Origin of the sequence: Mycobacterium tuberculosis complex sp. N0072, from assembly GCF_030323725.1 — a bacterium.
GTDB classification, from domain to species: Bacteria; Actinomycetota; Actinomycetes; order Mycobacteriales; family Mycobacteriaceae; genus Mycobacterium; species Mycobacterium tuberculosis.
Map to the genome: position 1 here is coordinate 637397 of NZ_CP040689.1, position 17724 is coordinate 655120.

Genomic DNA, 17724 nt, shown 5'->3' on the forward strand with positions numbered 1-17724 from the left:
GCATTTGCTTACCAGTTGGTGAAGATGATGCTGTTCAGCAGTAGGGCCCCGGCGGCGTTGACCGCCAGCCAGAGTCGGTGCGAGCGGGGCGGCAGCAGTGCGGGCGCCGCGGTCAGCCAAATGGTGAAGGGCAGCCAGATTCGTTCGGTCTCGGCTTTGCTCAGCATGCTCAGGTCGGCCAAGGCGATGGCGGCCAGCACCGCCAGCAGCAGCAGATGGCAGCCGGATCGACGACTGATCGCGGCCCGGTCGAATACCCGGCTGAGACCTGCGACGCTGCCTAACCCGATAGCGCAGACCACGCACGCCAAGTTTGCCCAGGACCAATAGCCGAACGGCCGATCTTTGGCGATCCCCTGCCAATAGCGTTGCTGGACAAGGGTATAACCGTCGAACCAGGAGAATCCGGCAACCGCGAAGCTCACCGCGACCACCAGCGCCGCCAGCACGGCCGGCCCCAGTGCCCGCAGGACGGGCCGCCAATCTGCGGCGGCCAACACCGCCATCCCCGGCAGCACGATCAGCACGAGCCCGTAGTTGAGAAAGACACCCCAGCCGAGCAGTAGCCCCGCTCCGGCCGCCACCAGCGCCGGGAAGCGAGTGGCACCATGCACCGCCACCGCCAACAGGGCGATACCCCACGCCGCCACACCGGCGAAATACCCGTCGGCCGAAACCGCGATCCAGATCGCCGTCGGCGCCACCGCGACGAATGGTGCCGTCCGCCGCGCCATCTGCTCACTGGCCAGCACCCGCACGGCGATCAGCACCGCCGCCGCCGCGCTGGATCCCACCAGCAGGCACACCAGCCCCGCCCAACCGCCACCGCGCAGCCCGATCCGATCCAGCCAGACAAACGTCAGCAGCGCACCCGGCGGGTGCCCGGAGACGTGAGTCACCCAGGAATTGGGCTGGAAGTCGAGAATCCGGCTGGTGAACGTCCGCAACGTCGCCGGGATGTCGGCAATGCCGGGCACCTGCCACAGGTACTCGTCACGGGTGGTCAATCGGCCGGCAAAGCCGCGCTGCCAGCCGTCGATCATCGCCAGTGAGAACGCCCAGGCGGCGGCGGTGGCCCAGGTGCTCAGCGTCAGCACCCGCCAGGGGAGCCGGTGCGCCACTACCGGCCCCCACGCCACAACGGCCACTGCGGTAAGAACCGCCGGGGCCGTGCCCCAGCCAACATGGGCGTCCCAGTAGCCGAAGATCGGCGCGGCGCCGGCGCGCGTGGCAAACCGCTCCAAGCCGATATCGGATCGCGGTTTGATTCCCAGGTTCAACCGCGGCAGTACGAACGCGGCGCCGACCAGGACAAACCCGATCGCGACGGCCAATCCCTCGCGGCGACCGATCCTCACGACCGATCAGCCTATTGATCGGCTTCACCGGCGAACCGGCGCACCAACGCTGCCCGGTCCACCTTGCCGATGCCGCGTCGCGGTAGCACGTTCACGACATGTAGCTCTCGGGGCGCGGCGGTGACGTCCAGGGTGCGCGCGACATGCGCCCGCAGCGCTTCTAGCGTTGGTGGTGGGCATCCGTCGCCGACCACAATCGCGGCGACCACTCGCTGACCGAGTCGGTCGTCGGCAAGTCCAAAAACCGCGCAGTCACGCACCGCAGGGTGGGTGCCCAGTGCGGCCTCCACTGGCTGCGGCAGCACGGTGAATCCGCCCGTGCTGATCGCTTCGTCGGCTCGGCCCAGCACGGTCAGCACACCCGAATCACCCGATTCAAGGGCGCCAAGGTCGTCGGTGTGAAACCAGCCTGGCTCGGCGAACGGATCGGGCGAGACCGGGTTGCGATAGCCCTTGGCCAGGGTCGCACCGCCGATAGCTATGCGGCCGCCGGCCAGCACCCTCAGCCGGACCCCGTCGAGCGGAACGCCGTCGTAGACACAGCCGCCCGAGGTCTCGCTCATGCCGTAGGTGCGCACCACCGTGATGCCGGCGGCGGCCGCGGCGTCCAGGATGGGCCGGGGGGCCGGCCCGCCGCCGATCAGCACCGCGTCCAATTCGGCCAGCGCGGCCGTGGCCGCCGGGTCGGTAAGTGCCTTGGCCAACTGTGCGGCGACCAGCGACGTGTATCGCCGGCCAGAACCCAATCTCTTTATCGCGTTGGGTAATTCGGTGACATCGAATCCCGCGGAGACGTTCAGTTCGACAGGAACTGATCCGGCGATCACGCTGCGCACCAGCACCGCCAGCCCGGCGATGTGATACGGCGGCACAGCCAACAGCCAGCTGCCCGGTCCGCCGAGCCGGTCGTGGGCGGCCGAGGCGCTGGCGGTCAAGGCCGCCGCGGTCAACATGGCGCCCTTGGGCGGTCCCGTGGTTCCTGACGTCGTCACTACCAGGGCGACGTCGTCGTCAATCTGCTCGCCCACTCGCAAAGCGCCCAGCAAGGACTCATGCTGGGTGGGCACCGCGACCAATGCCGGGTCGCTGCCACCCAGCACTCGTTGCAGGGCAGGCAGCAGCAGCGCGGTAGCAGAACCGGCCGGGACGTGCAGCGCACGCAGGATGGCTATGCGTGCTCCTCGCGGTCGCGGACGTCATCGAGTGGCCATCCCTGGGCGGCCAACCGCGCCCGGACGCGCTCAACATCCTCCGGTGACGGCAACTCGTCGGTGAAATGGGTGATCACCACGCCGATGTCGATCTGGTCGAAGTCACCGAGTCGCATCAGTTCGTTAGCCACCGCCTTGACCTCATCGTGGCTCAGCCGGCGGCAAAGCAGGGCGAGCACCGCAAAGGAGTCGGTCGGCGGAATGCCCTCGGGATATCCCGCGCGCAACCACGCGACGATCGAGGTGAGAAACCGGTTCACGCTGTTATATCTTCCCGTCGGGGCCGTCGCCAAACCCTATGTCGCGGCCATCTGCGACTCTACTTGGGTGTGGCGCCCAGGAAGGCCCAGCCGGTGTGATGCGCGATGAAGTCACGGGCGATATACAGCACTCCAATGATGACTACCGCAAGCACCAGCGCGAAGATCGCCCAACTGACGGCAACCAGCAGCGGGCGCCGGCGCGCGGTGGCGTCGGCACCGTCGCCGGCGGCCTGCAGCCGCACGCCCACCGCGAACAGGCCCGGTAGCAGCGCGCCGGCTAGCAGACTGAAGATCAGGATCTTCAGGGTGGCCGTGTAGTTGAACCAGGCACTCACGGGGCGTTCCTCGTGGTGACGCCGAACTGTGGTGCTCGGTGGTTCGGTGGGGGAGTCGGAGCCGGCGGTGCAGGCACCGGCGGCCTCTGATCCGCAAGCGGCTGCGCACCCGCTTCCAGGCCGGCCGTCAGGTTGCCTTCCCAGTCGGCGTTGACGTTGGTGTGGTCGATCGGCGCCCTGCGCGACCGCAGCCAGATGGCGGTGGCGGTCAGCCACAACAGTGCGAAACCGAGGATCGCACCGGGGTAGCCACCGATGAAATGCACCAGCCCGTAGGTGAAGGCCCCGACCAGCCCGGCCAACGGGAGCGTCACCAGCCACGCGACCACCATGCGGCCGGCTACCCCCCAGCGCACCTCGGCGCCGGGCTTGCCGACGCCGCTGCCCAGCACGGACCCGGTCGCGACCTGCGTTGTGGACAGCGCATAGCCGAAGTGCGCGGACAACAGAATGACGGCGGCCGATGACGACTCGGCGGCCATACCCTGCGGTGGTTTGATCTCGACCAGCCCTTTGCCTAGGGTGCGGATGATGCGCCAGCCACCCAGGTAGGTACCGGCGGCCATGGCCACGGCGCAACTCACGATCACCCACAGCGGCGGCACCGATGCCGTCGTGCTGACCGCGCCGTAGGACATCAACGCCAGGAAGATCACGCCCATCGTCTTCTGCGCGTCGTTGGTGCCGTGCGCCAGCGAGACCAGCGACGCCGAGCCGATCTGGCCGCGCCGGAAACCGCGTTCCGTACGCTTTTCGGCAACCCCGCGCGTCGTCCGGTAGACCAGCCAGGTGCCGACTGCTCCGACCAGCGTGGCCAGCAGCGCGGCTACCACGGCCGGCACGATCACCTTGGACACCACTCCGCTCCAGATCACCCCACGCAGGCCGACGGCGGCAATTGTGGCGCCGACGATGCCGCCGATCAGCGCATGTGAGGAACTCGACGGAATGCCCAGCAACCAGGTCAACAGGTTCCAGACGATCCCGCCGACCAGGCCGGCGAACACCAACTCCAGCGTCACCAGATTCGCGTCGATCAGACCCTTGGCGATTGTGGCCGCCACGGCGGTGGACAAAAACGCACCGATCAGGTTCAGCACGGCAGAAAGTGCTATCGCTACCCGCGGTGCCAGGGCGCCGCTGGCAATCGAGGTCGCCATGGCGTTTCCGGTGTCGTGGAACCCGTTGGTGAAGTCGAACGCCAATGCCGTCACGACGACAATGAGCAAAAGGAACAACTGAAGGTTCACAGGGCCTGATTCTGCTGGTCGGGATATTGCGTTGTCGATCAAACGAGTACGCGAAATGCGGGTGTATCTCGACTCGTCGTCAGATGTTACCAATCACGTAACCCAGCGTTTTGCGGAGTTCACGCCCGGGTGTCTGTACGCAGCGGGTGACCCTCGGGAACCTCGACGAATATCAGTGTGATCCCGTCTGGGTCGGTCACATGCATCTCGTGCAGGCCCCACGGTTCGCGGCGGGGCTCGCGAGCGATCGACACGCCTCGGCTGACCAGCTCGGTCTGGGTAGCCTCGAGGTCGCGCACCTGCAGCCACAGCGCGCCGGGAAAAGGTCCCCGCGAATGGTCCGGCTCGCCGTAACCGGCCAGTTCGAGCAGTGACTGACCGGCGAAAAACACTGTGCCGGCCCCGTATTCACGGGCAATCGCCAGCCCGATCTGGTCACGGTAGAAGCTCAGCGACCGCTGATAGTCCGCCGGCCGAAGTAGCATCCGGCTGGCCAGGATTTCCATGGCCCTGTGTCTATCACGTAGCGGCACGCCGGCGGCCGAGGGTCGGCAGGCCGGGACCCGGTTCAAGGGTTGAGCTGTTCGTTGCGGCGCTGCATGAGTGCATTGACCCAGCGGGGACCGATGCTGTCCAGCGCGTTGACGGCGACGGCAACCCGAGGCGCGATCCGCACCGGTCGGGTGCGGGCGGCGGTGACCATCCACTCGGCGGCTTCCGCGGCGGTCAGCGCCGGCAGCCCGTCGTAGGCCTTCGTCGGCGCAATCATCGGAGTTGCCACCAGCGGGTAGTACAGCGTCGTCGAATGCACGCCCTGACTACCCCACTCGGTTTCGATGATCCGGCTCACCGCCGACAGTGCGGCCTTCGATGCGTTGTACACCGAGAACAGCGGCGAAGCCTCCGACAACACGCCCCAGGTGGCGACATTGATGATATGGCCGTCGCCACGCTCGAGCATCCCGGGTGCAAGCCCGCGGATAAGCCGCAGCGGGGCATAGTAGTTGAGCACCATGGTGCGCTCGACGTCGTGCCAGCGTTCCAGCGACTCGGCCAGCGGCCGCCGGATCGACCGGCCGGCATTGTTGATCAGGATGTCGATCCCGCCGATGCGCTTTTCGACGTCTTCGACCAGCGCGTCGATCGCTTCCATGTCCGAGAGGTCGCAGGGGAGCGACATCGCCGTGCCGCCGTCGCCGGTGATCCGGTCCGCCACCGCATCCAGCAGATCCTTACGGCGCGCGACGGCAACCACGACGGCGCGGTGCAGTCCGAACTGTTTGGTCGCGGCCGCACCGATGCCTGACGACGCGCCGGTGAGCAGGATGCGCTTGCCGGTGAGGTCGACGGGTTGCATCGCGGGCCGGTTGATCAGCAGTTGCGGCGAAATTGGTGGCCGCATGCCGGCCAATGTGATTTGTTCAGTCAACCAGCGCAGCGGTCTTTTGCTCACAGCTGGGGAGTCTAGTTTTGCCGAGCCTGTAGTTACTGTGGTGTCCCACTCGTCGGGCTTCTGCTCGGCAACTACAGCCTCGGCGAACGGCCGCGTTAGAAATAGCGCGGAAACGGGCTCCAGTCGGGGGGACGCTTCTGTAGGAAGGCGTCGCGGCCTTCGACGGCCTCGTCGGTCATGTAGGCCAGGCGGGTGGCCTCACCGGCAAACAGTTGCTGACCCACCAGCCCGTCGTCGAGCAGGTTGAACGCGAACTTCAGCATCCGTTGCGCCTGAGGCGATTTCGCGTTGATCTCGGCCGCCCACTGCAGCCCCACTGTCTCCAGCTCGGCGTGTTCGGCCACCGCGTTGACCGCGCCCATCTGGTGCATCTGCTCGGCGGTGTAGGTGCGGCCTAGGAAGAAGATCTCGCGGGCAAACTTCTGGCCGACCTGACGGGCCAGATATGCGCTGCCGTAACCGCCATCGAAGCTGCCGACGTCGGCGTCGGTCTGCTTGAAGCGGGCGTACTCGCGGCTGGCCAGGGTGAGATCGCAGACCACGTGCAGGCTGTGTCCCCCGCCGGCCGCCCAGCCATTGACCAGACAAATGACCACCTTGGGCATGAACCGGATCAGCCGCTGCACCTCCAGGATGTGCAACCGGCCGGCGCGGGCGACATCAACCGTGTCCGCGGTGTCTCCGCTGGCGTACTGGTAACCGCTGCGCCCACGAATTCGTTGGTCGCCGCCGGAGCAGAACGCCCAGCCGCCGTCCTTCGGGGACGGCCCGTTGCCGGTCAGCAGCACCACTCCGACGTCGGGCGACATTCGTGCATGGTCGAGCACCCGGTACAGCTCGTCGACGGTGTGCGGGCGAAATGCGTTGCGCACTTCAGGGCGGTTGAACGCCACCCGCACCGTGGCATCGTCGACGTGGCGGTGGTAGGTGATGTCGGTCAGATCGTCGAACCCGTCCACGAGCCGCCACGCCTTGGCATCAAAAGGGTTGTCACTCAAGGCTGTTGAACTCCGTCCTTGTTCGCCGGCTGGAGCCACCACGGCGATCTGATCCGTTCACCCATGCCTGCCACAGTAATCATGGCCGCTGGGCGTCAGCCGGACGGTATGGTGCCCGGGGCCTTGGTCACATGTGGTCGTGAGTTGGCGCCCGGGCGGCTTTCTGTGGAGGGTCACCGCGTACTCGATCATGGCGCTGCTCGCAGTTCATCACCGAACCGGCACAGTGTCGCTCGGCAATGCGGTCTACTCGTGGGGCATGTTAAGCGCTCAACAGGGCGGCGCGCCCACCTTTCTCCAAGCCCCGCTGGACTCAGCCGATGGCGTGAGCCGAGGGCCAGGCGCGTGCCAATCTTTCGTCGGTGGTCAACAACACCAGACCTGCCGTTTCGGCCAGCTCGACGTAGAGGGCATCGGTCAGGCGGAGGGTGTCGCGGCGCGACCACGCTCCAGCAAGCAGCGACGAAAGACCGTGTCGAGTCACCGGCACCTGTCGCAACTCCTCCAGTGCCGCATCGACATAGGCAACGGTGAGTGCGCCGGCGCGCTGCATGCGCCCCAGCGCCGACAACACCTCTGCATCGAAGTGCGCCGGCGCGTGCATCGCGGTCCGAGCCAGCCGCGCGCGCACCGCAGAGCACCGATCGCTAGTGCGAGCCAGTAGATCCACCATGGCACTCGCGTCGACGACCACCTGCTCCGGCGGCGAAGTGGGCGATGCTCTCACGCTTCGAACTCATCGCGAGCGGCATCGATCGCACCCAGCACGTCATCATGCCGAGCGCCGGTGCTTCTGGGTTCCAACCCCTCAAGCCACGCATCGGTTGCGGAGTTCTCCAACTCGGCACTGATCGCGGCCTGAGTCAGCGCCGAGACGTTCAAGCCCCGCGCCCTGGCGCGCTCCGCCAATTCGTCGGGCACATACACGTTCAACCGAGCCATACACACCAATGTACACACAACGATCGTTTTCGTGCGCCGGCTCAACAAGGCCTTCGGCGGGTTCTTTCGCCCGCCGCAGACCGCGAAACCCGCTGTGAAGGTGGGTTATCCCGAGCATCGCCGGCATATCTGCACGGCATCGGCGGCGTCAAGTGCGCCGGCATCGCCAGGCCGAAGGCCGGGGTGAAGACTAATCCAGATCAGATGCGAGGGACCAGACTTCATGCAACGGCCAAGCCCTAGCCGACCGCGCGCCCAGCGCCTTCCCAGAACCGTGCGCGCACGGCCTTCTTGTCCGGCTTTCCTAGACCGGTCAACGGCAAAGAGTCGACGACCACCACCCGCTTGGGTGCCTGCACCGATCCCTTGCGTTGTTTGACCGCTGCCTGGATCTCGGCGGTCATGGCCTCGATCGCGGGCTCATCGCGGGCCGCGTTGGAGCGCAACACCACCACCGCGGTGACGGCCTCGCCCCACTTCTCATCCGGCGCGCCAACCACGCACACCTGAGCAACCGCCGGATGCTCGGCCACCACGTCCTCGACCTCCCGGGGGAACACGTTGAAGCCGCCGGTGACGATCATGTCCTTGACGCGGTCGACGATGTAGTAGAAGCCATCGGAGTCCTCGCGGGCCAGGTCGCCGGTGTGCAGCCAGCCGTCTTTAAAAGTCCGCGACGTCTCGTCTGGCAGATTCCAGTAACCGCCCGCCAACAGCGGTCCGCTGACACAGATTTCGCCGACTTCGCCCTGCTTCACCGGCTTGCCATGCTCGTCTAACAGCGCGACGCGGGCGAACAGCGTCGGCCGCCCACATGAGGTCAGCCGCTTCTCGTCGTGATCGCCCTTGGCCAGATAGGTGATCACCATGGGCGCCTCGGATTGCCCGTAGTACTGGGCGAAGATTGGGCCGAACCGCCGGATCGCCTCGGCTAGTCGCACCGGGTTGATCGCCGAGGCGCCGTAGTAGACGGTTTCCAGCGACGACAGGTCCCGGGTGTGCGAATCCGGGTGGTCCAGCAGCGCGTACAGCATCGATGGCACCAACATGGTCGCTGTAATGCGTTGCTCCTCAATGATTCTGAGTACCTCGGCCGGGTCGAACTTCGCCAGCACTATCATCTCGCCGCCCTTGATCACCGTCGGCGTGAAAAACGCCGCGCCGGCGTGCGACAGCGGGGTGCACATTAAGAACCGCGGGTTGGCCGGCCACTCCCATTCGGCGAGCTGGATCGAGGTCATGGTGGCGATCGACTGCGCGGTGCCTATCACGCCCTTAGGCTTGCCGGTGGTGCCGCCGGTGTAAGTCAGGCCGATAACTTGGTCGGGTGGCAGGTCGGCGGCGACCAGCGGCTGCGGCTGGTATTTGGCGGCCTCGGCGGATAGGTCGACTGCCACATGCTTGAGCGCATCGGGCACCGGCCCAATGGTGAGGATTTGCTGCAGCGAGTCCACCTGCTCCAGCAGAGCCAGTGCGCGCTCGACGAACATCGGGTTGGGGTCGATGATCAGTGAGCTGATGCCGGCGTCGTTCAGCACGTAGGCGTGATCGGCCAGCGAGCCCAACGGGTGCAGCGCGGTGCGCCGATAACCGCGGGCCTGCCCGGCGCCGATGATCATCAAAACTTCAGGACGGTTGAGCGACAGCAGACCGACCGCCACCCCGGTGCCGGCACCTAGCGCCTCGAATGCCTGGATGTACTGGCTGATACGGTCCGCCAGCTGGCCACCGGTCAGCCTGGTGTCGCCGAGGAACAGCACCGGCTTGTTCTGGTGGCGCTTGAGCGCTCCCACTAGCAGATGGCCGTTGTGGGTCGGGCTGCGCAACAGCTCGCCCGAACAATCCTGGTCACGCATGGCGCCGCTCTCCCTCGCTAGCTGGGGTACCCCCACCGCATCGCTTCGTCCCCCGCAAGCGGGTGGTACCCCCACTGCATCGTCGCCGGCGGTGCTCATCTGGCAAGACTAGAACGTGTTGCAATTTGGATCTGCCGTGCCCTCGTAATCTCGAAGGATCACTACGCTTGGAGCCCATGGCCGATGCAGACCTCGTCATGACCGGAACCGTGCTCACCGTCGACGATGCGCGGCCAACGGCCGAGGCGATCGCGGTCGCCGACGGCCGGGTCATTGCCGTCGGTGACCGGTCCGAGGTTGCCGGCCTGGTTGGCGCCAACACCCGGGTCATCGATCTGGGTGCCGGGTGCGTCATGCCAGGATTTGTTGAGGCACACGGCCATCCGCTACTGGAGGCGGTCGTGCTGTCGGACCGGTTCGTCGATATCCGTCCGGTGACGATGCGGGACGCGGACGACGTCGTTGCCGCGATCCGCGGCGAGGTTGCACGGCGCGGCCCGGCCGGCGCCTATCTGGTCGGCTGGGATCCGCTGCTGCAGTCCGGTCTTGGCGAGCCGACGCTGACCTGGCTCGACAGCCTCGCGCCGAACGGGCCGCTGGTGATCATCCACAACTCCGGACACAAGGCTTACTTCAACTCGCACGCCGCCTGGCTCAATGGGCTCACCCGAGACACCGCGGATCCCAAGGGCGCGAAGTATGGCCGCGACGGCAATGGCGAACTCGACGGCACCGCCGAGGAAATCGGCGCGATTCTTCCGCTTTTGGCCAGTGTAGCCGACCCCAGCAACTTCGGTGCCATGCTGCGCGCCGAGTGTGCTCGGCTCAACCGTGCCGGCCTGACCACATGCTCGGAGATGGCTTTTGACCCAGGGTATCGGCCGATGGTCGAGGCGGTGCGCGCCGAACTGACGGTCCGGCTGTGCACCTACGAGATCTCCAATGCGCGGATGTGCACCGATGCGACGCCTGGGCAAGGTGACGACATGCTGCGCCAGGTGGGCATCAAGATCTGGGTGGACGGCTCGCCGTGGGTCGGCAATATCGATCTGACCTTTCCCTACCTGGACACCCCCGCCACCCGTGCCATCGGTGTACCGCCCGGTTCCCGCGGGTGCGCCAATTACACCCGTGAACAGTTGGCCGAAATCGTCGGGGCCTACTTTCCGCGGGGCTGGCAGATCGCCTGTCACGTGCACGGCGACGGCGGTGTGGACACCATCCTCGACGTCTACGAAGAGGCACTGCGCCGCAATCCTCGAGACGATCACCGGCTGCGGCTCGAACACGTCGGGGCCATCCGGCCCGACCAACTGCGGCGCGCCGCCGAACTCGGTGTCACCTGCAGCATCTTCGTCGACCAGATCCATTACTGGGGCGATGTGATCGTCGATGACCTGTTCGGGGCACAGCGCGGGTCCCGGTGGATGCCGGCTGGATCCGCGGTGGCCGCCGGCATGCGTATCTCGCTGCACAACGACCCGCCCGTCACACCGGAGGAGCCACTGCGCAACATCAGCGTGGCCGCAACCCGGGTGGCGCCCAGTGGCCGGGTGCTGGCACCGGAGGAGCGCCTGACGGTCGAGCAGGCGATTCGCGCGCAGACCATCGATGCCGCCTGGCAACTGTTCGCTGAGGACGCGATCGGCTCGCTTCAGGTCGGCAAGTACGCGGATATGGTGGTGCTGTCGGCGGATCCCCGGACGGTGCCGCCAGAGCAGATCGCCGACCTGGCGGTGCGGGCGACGTTTCTGGCCGGTCGCCAGGTTTATCGGCGGTGATACCCGTGCTGCCCCCCCTAGAAGCCCTGCTGGACCGCCTGTATGTGGTGGCCCTGCCGATGCGAGTGCGTTTCCGCGGCATCACCACCCGTGAAGTGGCCTTGATCGAGGGTCCGGCCGGTTGGGGCGAATTCGGTGCGTTCGTGGAGTACCAGTCCGCGCAGGCGTGCGCGTGGTTGGCGTCGGCGATCGAGACCGCCTACTGTGCGCCGCCGCCGGTGCGACGTGACCGCGTTCCGATTAACGCCACTGTGCCGGCCGTTGCCGCCGCCCAGGTGGGCGAGGTGCTGGCCCGGTTTCCTGGGGCCCGGACGGCCAAGGTGAAGGTCGCCGAGCCTGGGCAGAGCTTGGCCGACGACATCGAGCGTGTCAACGCGGTTCGGGAGCTGGTTCCCATGGTGCGGGTGGACGCCAACGGTGGCTGGGGTGTCGCCGAGGCGGTGGCCGCGGCGGCCGCCCTGACCGCCGACGGCCCGCTGGAATACCTTGAACAACCCTGTGCCACCGTCGCCGAACTCGCCGAGTTGCGCCGGCGGGTGGATGTGCCGATCGCCGCCGACGAAAGCATCCGCAAGGCCGAGGATCCGTTGGCCGTTGTCCGCGCTCAGGCCGCCGATATCGCGGTGCTGAAGGTCGCCCCGCTGGGCGGTATTTCGGCGCTGCTTGATATCGCGGCGCGGATCGCCGTTCCGGTGGTGGTCTCCAGCGCGCTCGATTCCGCCGTCGGAATCGCCGCCGGCCTGACCGCCGCCGCGGCCCTGCCGGAGCTCGACCACGCGTGCGGGCTGGGCACCGGCGGGCTGTTTGAAGAGGACGTGGCCGAGCCCGCAGCACCCGTCGACGGCTTTCTGGCAGTTGCGCGGACAACGCCCGACCCGGCGCGGTTGCAAGCCCTGGGTGCACCGCCGCAGCGGCGACAGTGGTGGATCGACCGGGTCAAGGCCTGCTACTCGTTGCTTGTACCGTCTTTCGGGTGATCAACCTGGCCTACGACGACAACGGGACCGGTGACCCGGTGGTCTTTATCGCCGGCCGCGGCGGCGCCGGACGCACCTGGCACCCACATCAAGTCCCGGCCTTTCTGGCGGCTGGATATCGGTGCATCACGTTCGACAATCGGGGCATCGGCGCCACCGAAAACGCCGAAGGCTTCACCACGCAAACCATGGTCGCCGACACCGCGGCGCTGATCGAAACCCTAGACATCGCCCCGGCGCGCGTTGTCGGGGTGTCGATGGGGGCATTCATCGCGCAGGAACTCATGGTGGTCGCACCCGAGCTGGTCAGCTCGGCGGTGCTGATGGCCACTCGCGGCCGCCTGGACCGCGCCCGCCAGTTCTTTAACAAAGCCGAGGCCGAACTCTATGACTCGGGTGTCCAGCTGCCACCCACATACGACGCGAGGGCTCGCTTACTGGAGAACTTCTCCCGAAAGACGCTCAACGATGACGTGGCCGTTGGCGACTGGATCGCGATGTTTTCCATGTGGCCGATTAAGTCCACCCCCGGACTGCGCTGTCAGCTAGATTGCGCTCCGCAGACCAACCGGCTGCCCGCCTACCGCAACATCGCCGCGCCGGTGCTGGTGATTGGTTTCGCCGACGACGTGGTGACGCCGCCCTACCTGGGTCGGGAGGTCGCCGACGCCCTGCCGAACGGCCGTTACCTGCAGATACCTGACGCCGGTCATCTCGGGTTCTTCGAGCGGCCGGAAGCCGTCAACACCGCGATGCTGAAGTTCTTCGCCAGTGTCAAGGCCTGAGCGCGGCCCGGCCATACGGTCCGGCTGTGACACTCTGTACTGGTGAACCCCTCGACGACACAGGCGCGCGTCGTCGTCGACGAACTGATCCGCGGCGGCGTTCGCGACGTGGTGCTGTGTCCGGGCTCGCGCAATGCGCCGCTGGCCTTCGCGCTGCAGGACGCCGACCGGTCCGGCCGGATCCGGTTGCACGTTCGCATCGATGAACGCACCGCCGGCTACCTGGCCATCGGGCTGGCAATCGGGGCGGGCGCGCCGGTGTGTGTCGCGATGACTTCCGGCACCGCCGTGGCCAACCTCGGTCCGGCGGTGGTGGAGGCAAACTACGCTCGGGTGCCGCTGATCGTGCTGTCAGCCAATCGGCCCTACGAGCTGCTGGGCACCGGCGCCAACCAGACCATGGAACAGCTGGGCTATTTCGGCACCCAGGTGCGCGCCAGCATCAGCCTGGGGCTGGCCGAGGACGCACCCGAGCGGACCTCGGCGCTCAACGCGACCTGGCGATCGGCTACGTGCCGAGTGTTGGCGGCCGCCACGGGTGCTCGCACCGCCAACGCGGGCCCCGTGCACTTCGACATCCCGCTGCGCGAACCGCTGGTGCCCGATCCCGAGCCCCTCGGCGCGGTCACCCCGCCGGGCCGGCCTGCTGGCAAGCCGTGGACCTACACGCCGCCGGTCACCTTCGACCAGCCACTGGACATCGACCTGTCGGTCGACACCGTGGTCATCTCCGGGCATGGCGCTGGCGTGCACCCCAACCTCGCGGCGTTGCCGACCGTCGCAGAACCGACGGCGCCGCGGTCCGGGGACAACCCGTTGCACCCGCTGGCGCTGCCGCTGCTGCGCCCTCAACAGGTGATCATGCTGGGCCGGCCGACACTGCATCGTCCGGTATCGGTGCTGCTGGCCGACGCAGAAGTGCCGGTATTCGCATTGACAACCGGTCCACGCTGGCCGGATGTCTCGGGTAACTCGCAGGCCACCGGCACGCGGGCGGTCACCACCGGCGCGCCGCGGCCCGCGTGGCTGGACCGGTGTGCGGCGATGAACCGGCACGCGATCGCGGCGGTTCGGGAACAGCTCGCGGCGCACCCGTTGACCACCGGGCTGCATGTCGCGGCGGCGGTGTCGCATGCGCTGCGGCCCGGTGACCAGCTGGTGCTCGGGGCATCCAATCCGGTGCGGGATGTGGCGTTGGCCGGTTTGGACACCCGCGGCATCCGGGTACGGTCCAACCGTGGGGTCGCCGGCATCGACGGCACCGTGTCCACCGCGATCGGGGCGGCCCTAGCTTATGAGGGGGCTCACGAGCGCACCGGCAGCCCGGACTCCCCGCCCCGCACCATCGCACTGATCGGCGACCTGACGTTCGTGCACGACAGCTCCGGGCTGTTGATCGGGCCGACCGAACCGATACCGCGGTCATTGACCATCGTGGTGTCTAATGACAACGGCGGCGGCATCTTCGAATTGCTCGAGCAGGGTGATCCCAGGTTCTCCGACGTGTCATCGCGAATCTTCGGCACCCCACACGACGTCGATGTGGGCGCATTGTGCCGCGCCTACCACGTGGAATCTCGCCAGATCGAGGTCGACGAACTCGGACCGACCCTCGATCAACCCGGTGCCGGCATGCGCGTGCTCGAGGTCAAGGCCGACCGGTCGTCGTTGCGACAATTGCACGCCGCCATCAAGGCGGCTCTGTGATATCACCGAAACCCCTGCTGCACATCCTGATTCATGGGCGCAGTGATGAACTGCCCGATACTCGAGGCAGGATCGTGCTGCGCTGGTTACGAATCGCCGTCCTGATAGTGACCGGTTTGGTCACGCTGCAGTCGGTGCTTCTGGTGGCTGGTGCGTGGCGCAATGACATTGCGATCCAACGTAATATGGGGGTCGCGCAGGCTGAGGTGCTCAGCGCCGGGCCGCGGCGTTCGACGATCGAGTTTGTCACACCGGATCGGATCACCTATCGGCCGCAACTCGGTGTGCTGTATCCGTCCGAATTATCCACGGGCATGCGAATTTACGTTGAGTACAACAAGAGGGATCCCAACCTGGTCAGAGTGCAGCACCGTAACGCCGGACTGGCGATCATCCCGGCCGGGTCCATCGCGGTGGTGGCCTGGCTGATCGCCGCCGCCGCGCTGGTCGTGCTAGCGGTGCTGGACAAGCGGTTGGAACGTCGTGAAAATTCGGCGTCTGCAACGGGCTGAGCAGCAGAGTTCGCACGCCGTATGCCGCTACGCAACCATTTCGACAGCCGGCGCTGACAGTGTGTGTGGCGTGCGCGTTGCGATCGTCGCCGAGTCGTTCCTCCCGCAGGTGAACGGCGTCAGCAACTCGGTGGTCAAGGTACTCGAACATCTGCGTCGAACCGGTCATGAAGCCCTGGTGATCGCGCCCGACACGCCGCCAGGTGAAGACCGCGCCGAGCGACTTCACGACGGTGTCCGGGTGCACCGGGTGCCGTCGCGGATGTTCCCAAAGGTGACCACGTTGCCGCTCGGCGTGCCCACCTTCCGAATGCTGAGAGCGCTGCGCGGATTCGATCCGGATGTCGTGCATCTGGCGTCGCCGGCGCTGCTTGGCTACGGCGGACTCCATGCCGCTCGGCGGCTAGGGGTGCCCACGGTCGCGGTCTACCAAACCGATGTTCCGGGTTTCGCGTCCAGCTACGGCATTCCGATGACAGCACGGGCGGCGTGGGCATGGTTCCGCCACTTGCATCGCCTGGCTGACCGCACTCTGGCGCCGTCCACAGCGACAATGGAATCCCTTATTGCCCAGGGCATTCCGCGAGTACACCGGTGGGCACGCGGGGTGGACGTGCAACGTTTCGCGCCGTCGGCGCGAAACGAGGTGTTGAGGCGACGGTGGTCACCGGACGGCAAACCCATCGTCGGCTTTGTGGGTCGGCTTGCTCCGGAGAAGCATGTCGACCGGCTCACGGGTCTGGCGGCCTCCGGCGCCGTGCGGCTGGTGATCGTCGGCGACGGCATCGACCGGGCAAGATTGCAATCAGCAATGCCCACAGCGGTTTTCACCGGAGCACGGTATGGCAAAGAGCTCGCCGAGGCGTATGCTAGCATGGACGTCTTCGTACATTCCGGTGAGCACGAGACGTTCTGCCAAGTCGTGCAGGAAGCGCTGGCGTCGGGGCTACCGGTGATCGCTCCGGACGCCGGCGGACCGCGTGATCTGATAACCCCGCACCGCACCGGGCTGCTGTTGCCGGTCGGCGAGTTCGAGCACCGGCTTCCTGACGCCGTCGCCCACCTGGTGCACGAACGCCAGCGCTACGCGCTGGCCGCCCGGCGCAGTGTGCTGGGCCGCAGTTGGCCGGTGGTCTGCGATGAGCTGCTCGGCCACTACGAGGCGGTGCGAGGTCGGCGCACGACCCAGGCCGCGTAACGGTAGCGTCGAGGCTATGAGTCGCGCCGCCTTGGACAAGGATCCCCGCGACGTGGCGTCGATGTTCGATGGCGTCGCCCGCAAGTATGACCTGACCAATACCGTGTTGTCCCTGGGCCAGGACCGGTATTGGCGGCGAGCCACTCGGTCGGCGCTGCGGATCGGGCCCGGCCAAAAGGTCCTGGACCTGGCCGCGGGCACCGCCGTGTCCACCGTAGAGCTCACCAAATCGGGCGCGTGGTGTGTGGCTGCCGATTTTTCGGTCGGCATGCTTGCGGCGGGCGCTGCGCGCAAGGTTCCCAAGGTCGCCGGTGACGCCACCCGGCTGCCGTTTGGTGACGACGTGTTCGATGCGGTCACCATCAGTTTCGGGCTGCGTAACGTCGCAAACCAGCAAGCGGCGCTGCGGGAAATGGCTCGTGTCACCCGGCCGGGCGGGCGGCTACTAGTGTGCGAATTCTCCACGCCCACCAATGCGTTGTTCGCCACCGCCTACAAGGAATACTTGATGCGGGCGCTGCCCCGGGTGGCGCGGGCGGTGTCTAGCAACCCCGAGGCCTACGAGTACCTCGCGGAGTCGATCAGGGCCTGGCCCGACCAGGCGGTGCTGGCGCACCAGATTTCGCGGGCCGGGTGGTCGGGGGTGCGGTGGCGCAACCTGACCGGCGGCATCGTAGCTCTGCATGCCGGATACAAACCCGGCAAACAAACCCCGCAGTGACCGGTAGGAAGACTTAGCGGGTGCCAGCCCGTTGCAGGACGCCCACATGCTCAGGGCAGTAGTGATCGATCGCGGCGCCCAGGAACTGAAACGCTTGGCCCTGGGTGGTTCCGCGCGGCAGGTTGCGTTGCAGGAAAGTGGCCGACTTGTACGCATCGCCGTCAACGCCTCTGCTCAGCCGTTCGCAGCTGATCTTGGCAAGCCAAGCGTTGTAGTCCTGCGGGCCGTAGATCCCGAAGCGATGGATCGTGTTGTTGAAGGGGGCGTCGTAGTCGTCGGCCTGCGCCGGCGCTGCCAAACTAACGGCAGCCACCGTCATGCCGACGACAACAGCCAGCTTTGTTCCCTTCATTAGCCGGACTATACGCGTCGTTTGG

The 17724-nt window shown here is 66.7% G+C and carries 19 protein-coding genes; 7 read left to right on the plus strand and 12 right to left on the minus strand.

Annotated elements, in window-relative coordinates; all coding sequences use genetic code 11:
* Positions 1–8 precede the first annotated feature (8 nt).
* From FF952_RS02855 to fadD8, 11 genes are all read right to left on the minus strand, one after another.
* Positions 9–1358, minus strand: coding sequence for an integral membrane protein (locus tag FF952_RS02855; RefSeq protein WP_003402890.1), 1350 nt, complete (start codon positions 1356–1358; stop codon positions 9–11).
* Positions 1359–1369: 11 nt separating this feature from the next.
* On the minus strand, positions 1370–2458 hold the full coding sequence (gene menE / locus FF952_RS02860) for an o-succinylbenzoate--CoA ligase (protein WP_003402892.1): 1089 nt from the start codon (positions 2456–2458) through the stop codon (positions 1370–1372).
* Positions 2459–2526: 68 nt separating this feature from the next.
* The gene (locus tag FF952_RS02865; RefSeq protein WP_003402896.1) at positions 2527–2829 is read right to left on the minus strand and encodes a DUF3349 domain-containing protein; all 303 of its coding nucleotides are present in this window, start codon (positions 2827–2829) and stop codon (positions 2527–2529) included.
* Between the two features lie 59 nt (positions 2830–2888).
* Positions 2889–3167, minus strand: coding sequence for a hypothetical protein (locus FF952_RS02870; protein ID WP_003402901.1), 279 nt, complete (start codon positions 3165–3167; stop codon positions 2889–2891).
* Entirely contained in the window at positions 3164–4417 is a 1254-nt protein-coding gene (locus FF952_RS02875; RefSeq protein WP_244736122.1) for an inorganic phosphate transporter, read from the minus strand. Before FF952_RS02875 ends, FF952_RS02870 begins: the two co-directional genes overlap by 4 nt.
* Positions 4418–4536: 119 nt before the next feature.
* The gene (locus FF952_RS02880) at positions 4537–4923 is read right to left on the minus strand and encodes a VOC family protein (RefSeq protein WP_003402907.1); all 387 of its coding nucleotides are present in this window, start codon (positions 4921–4923) and stop codon (positions 4537–4539) included.
* 62 nt (positions 4924–4985) lie between these two features.
* Positions 4986–5870, minus strand: coding sequence for an SDR family oxidoreductase (locus FF952_RS02885; RefSeq protein WP_003402909.1), 885 nt, complete (start codon positions 5868–5870; stop codon positions 4986–4988).
* A 95-nt stretch (positions 5871–5965) separates the two neighbouring features.
* Positions 5966–6868 (minus strand): 1,4-dihydroxy-2-naphthoyl-CoA synthase, encoded by a 903-nt coding sequence (locus FF952_RS02890; protein ID WP_003915439.1) that lies wholly within the window; start codon positions 6866–6868, stop codon positions 5966–5968.
* Between the two features lie 313 nt (positions 6869–7181).
* Entirely contained in the window at positions 7182–7595 is a 414-nt protein-coding gene (locus tag FF952_RS02895) for a type II toxin-antitoxin system VapC family toxin (protein WP_003898500.1), read from the minus strand.
* Complete coding sequence (locus FF952_RS02900; RefSeq protein WP_003402915.1) at positions 7592–7858, minus strand: type II toxin-antitoxin system CcdA family antitoxin; 267 nt, start codon at positions 7856–7858, stop codon at positions 7592–7594. Before FF952_RS02900 ends, FF952_RS02895 begins: the two co-directional genes overlap by 4 nt.
* 191 nt (positions 7859–8049) lie before the next feature.
* Positions 8050–9765, minus strand: coding sequence for a fatty-acid--CoA ligase FadD8 (gene fadD8 / locus FF952_RS02905; protein ID WP_003402917.1), 1716 nt, complete (start codon positions 9763–9765; stop codon positions 8050–8052).
* 77 nt (positions 9766–9842) lie between these two features.
* On the opposite strand from fadD8, the gene FF952_RS02910 reads away from it, so the two are divergent.
* The 7 genes from FF952_RS02910 to FF952_RS02940 all read left to right on the plus strand — a co-directional run bounded on the left by FF952_RS02910 (position 9843) and on the right by FF952_RS02940 (position 17347).
* A complete protein-coding gene (locus FF952_RS02910; protein WP_003903056.1) occupies positions 9843–11447 on the plus strand; it encodes an amidohydrolase in 1605 nt (534 codons plus the stop codon).
* A complete protein-coding gene (locus tag FF952_RS02915; RefSeq protein ID WP_003402923.1) occupies positions 11444–12424 on the plus strand; it encodes an o-succinylbenzoate synthase in 981 nt (326 codons plus the stop codon). The genes FF952_RS02910 and FF952_RS02915 overlap by 4 nt, the downstream gene beginning before the upstream one ends.
* A complete protein-coding gene (locus FF952_RS02920) occupies positions 12421–13209 on the plus strand; it encodes an alpha/beta fold hydrolase (protein WP_003402925.1) in 789 nt (262 codons plus the stop codon). Before FF952_RS02915 ends, FF952_RS02920 begins: the two co-directional genes overlap by 4 nt.
* A gap of 42 nt (positions 13210–13251) precedes the next feature.
* On the plus strand, positions 13252–14916 hold the full coding sequence (gene menD / locus FF952_RS02925) for a 2-succinyl-5-enolpyruvyl-6-hydroxy-3-cyclohexene-1-carboxylic-acid synthase (protein WP_003402927.1): 1665 nt from the start codon (positions 13252–13254) through the stop codon (positions 14914–14916).
* Positions 14913–15428, plus strand: coding sequence for a DUF3592 domain-containing protein (locus FF952_RS02930; RefSeq protein ID WP_003402929.1), 516 nt, complete (start codon positions 14913–14915; stop codon positions 15426–15428). Before menD ends, FF952_RS02930 begins: the two co-directional genes overlap by 4 nt.
* 70 nt (positions 15429–15498) lie before the next feature.
* Positions 15499–16626 carry a GDP-mannose-dependent alpha-mannosyltransferase gene (mgtA, locus tag FF952_RS02935; protein WP_003898502.1) on the plus strand — a complete coding sequence of 376 codons (1128 nt, stop codon included), beginning with the start codon at positions 15499–15501 and terminating at the stop codon, positions 16624–16626.
* 16 nt (positions 16627–16642) lie between these two features.
* On the plus strand, positions 16643–17347 hold the full coding sequence (locus FF952_RS02940; protein ID WP_003402936.1) for a demethylmenaquinone methyltransferase: 705 nt from the start codon (positions 16643–16645) through the stop codon (positions 17345–17347).
* Positions 17348–17360: 13 nt separating this feature from the next.
* On the opposite strand, the gene FF952_RS02945 is transcribed toward FF952_RS02940, so the two are convergent.
* Positions 17361–17699, minus strand: a complete 339-nt coding sequence (locus FF952_RS02945) for a DUF732 domain-containing protein (RefSeq protein ID WP_003402937.1) — start codon at positions 17697–17699, stop codon at positions 17361–17363.
* Positions 17700–17724 lie beyond the last annotated feature (25 nt).

Bases quoted from the DNA above. Each gene is read 5' to 3' on its own strand.
- FF952_RS02910 (WP_003903056.1), top strand. From the start codon at position 9,843: ATGGCCGATGCAGACCTCGTCATGACCGGAACCGTGCTCACCGTCGAC.
- fadD8 (WP_003402917.1), bottom strand. From the start codon at position 9,765: ATGAGCACCGCCGGCGACGATGCAGTGGGGGTACCACCCGCTTGCGGG.
- FF952_RS02880 (WP_003402907.1), bottom strand. From the start codon at position 4,923: ATGGAAATCCTGGCCAGCCGGATGCTACTTCGGCCGGCGGACTATCAG.
- FF952_RS02945 (WP_003402937.1), bottom strand. From the start codon at position 17,699: ATGAAGGGAACAAAGCTGGCTGTTGTCGTCGGCATGACGGTGGCTGCC.
- FF952_RS02940 (WP_003402936.1), top strand. From the start codon at position 16,643: ATGAGTCGCGCCGCCTTGGACAAGGATCCCCGCGACGTGGCGTCGATG.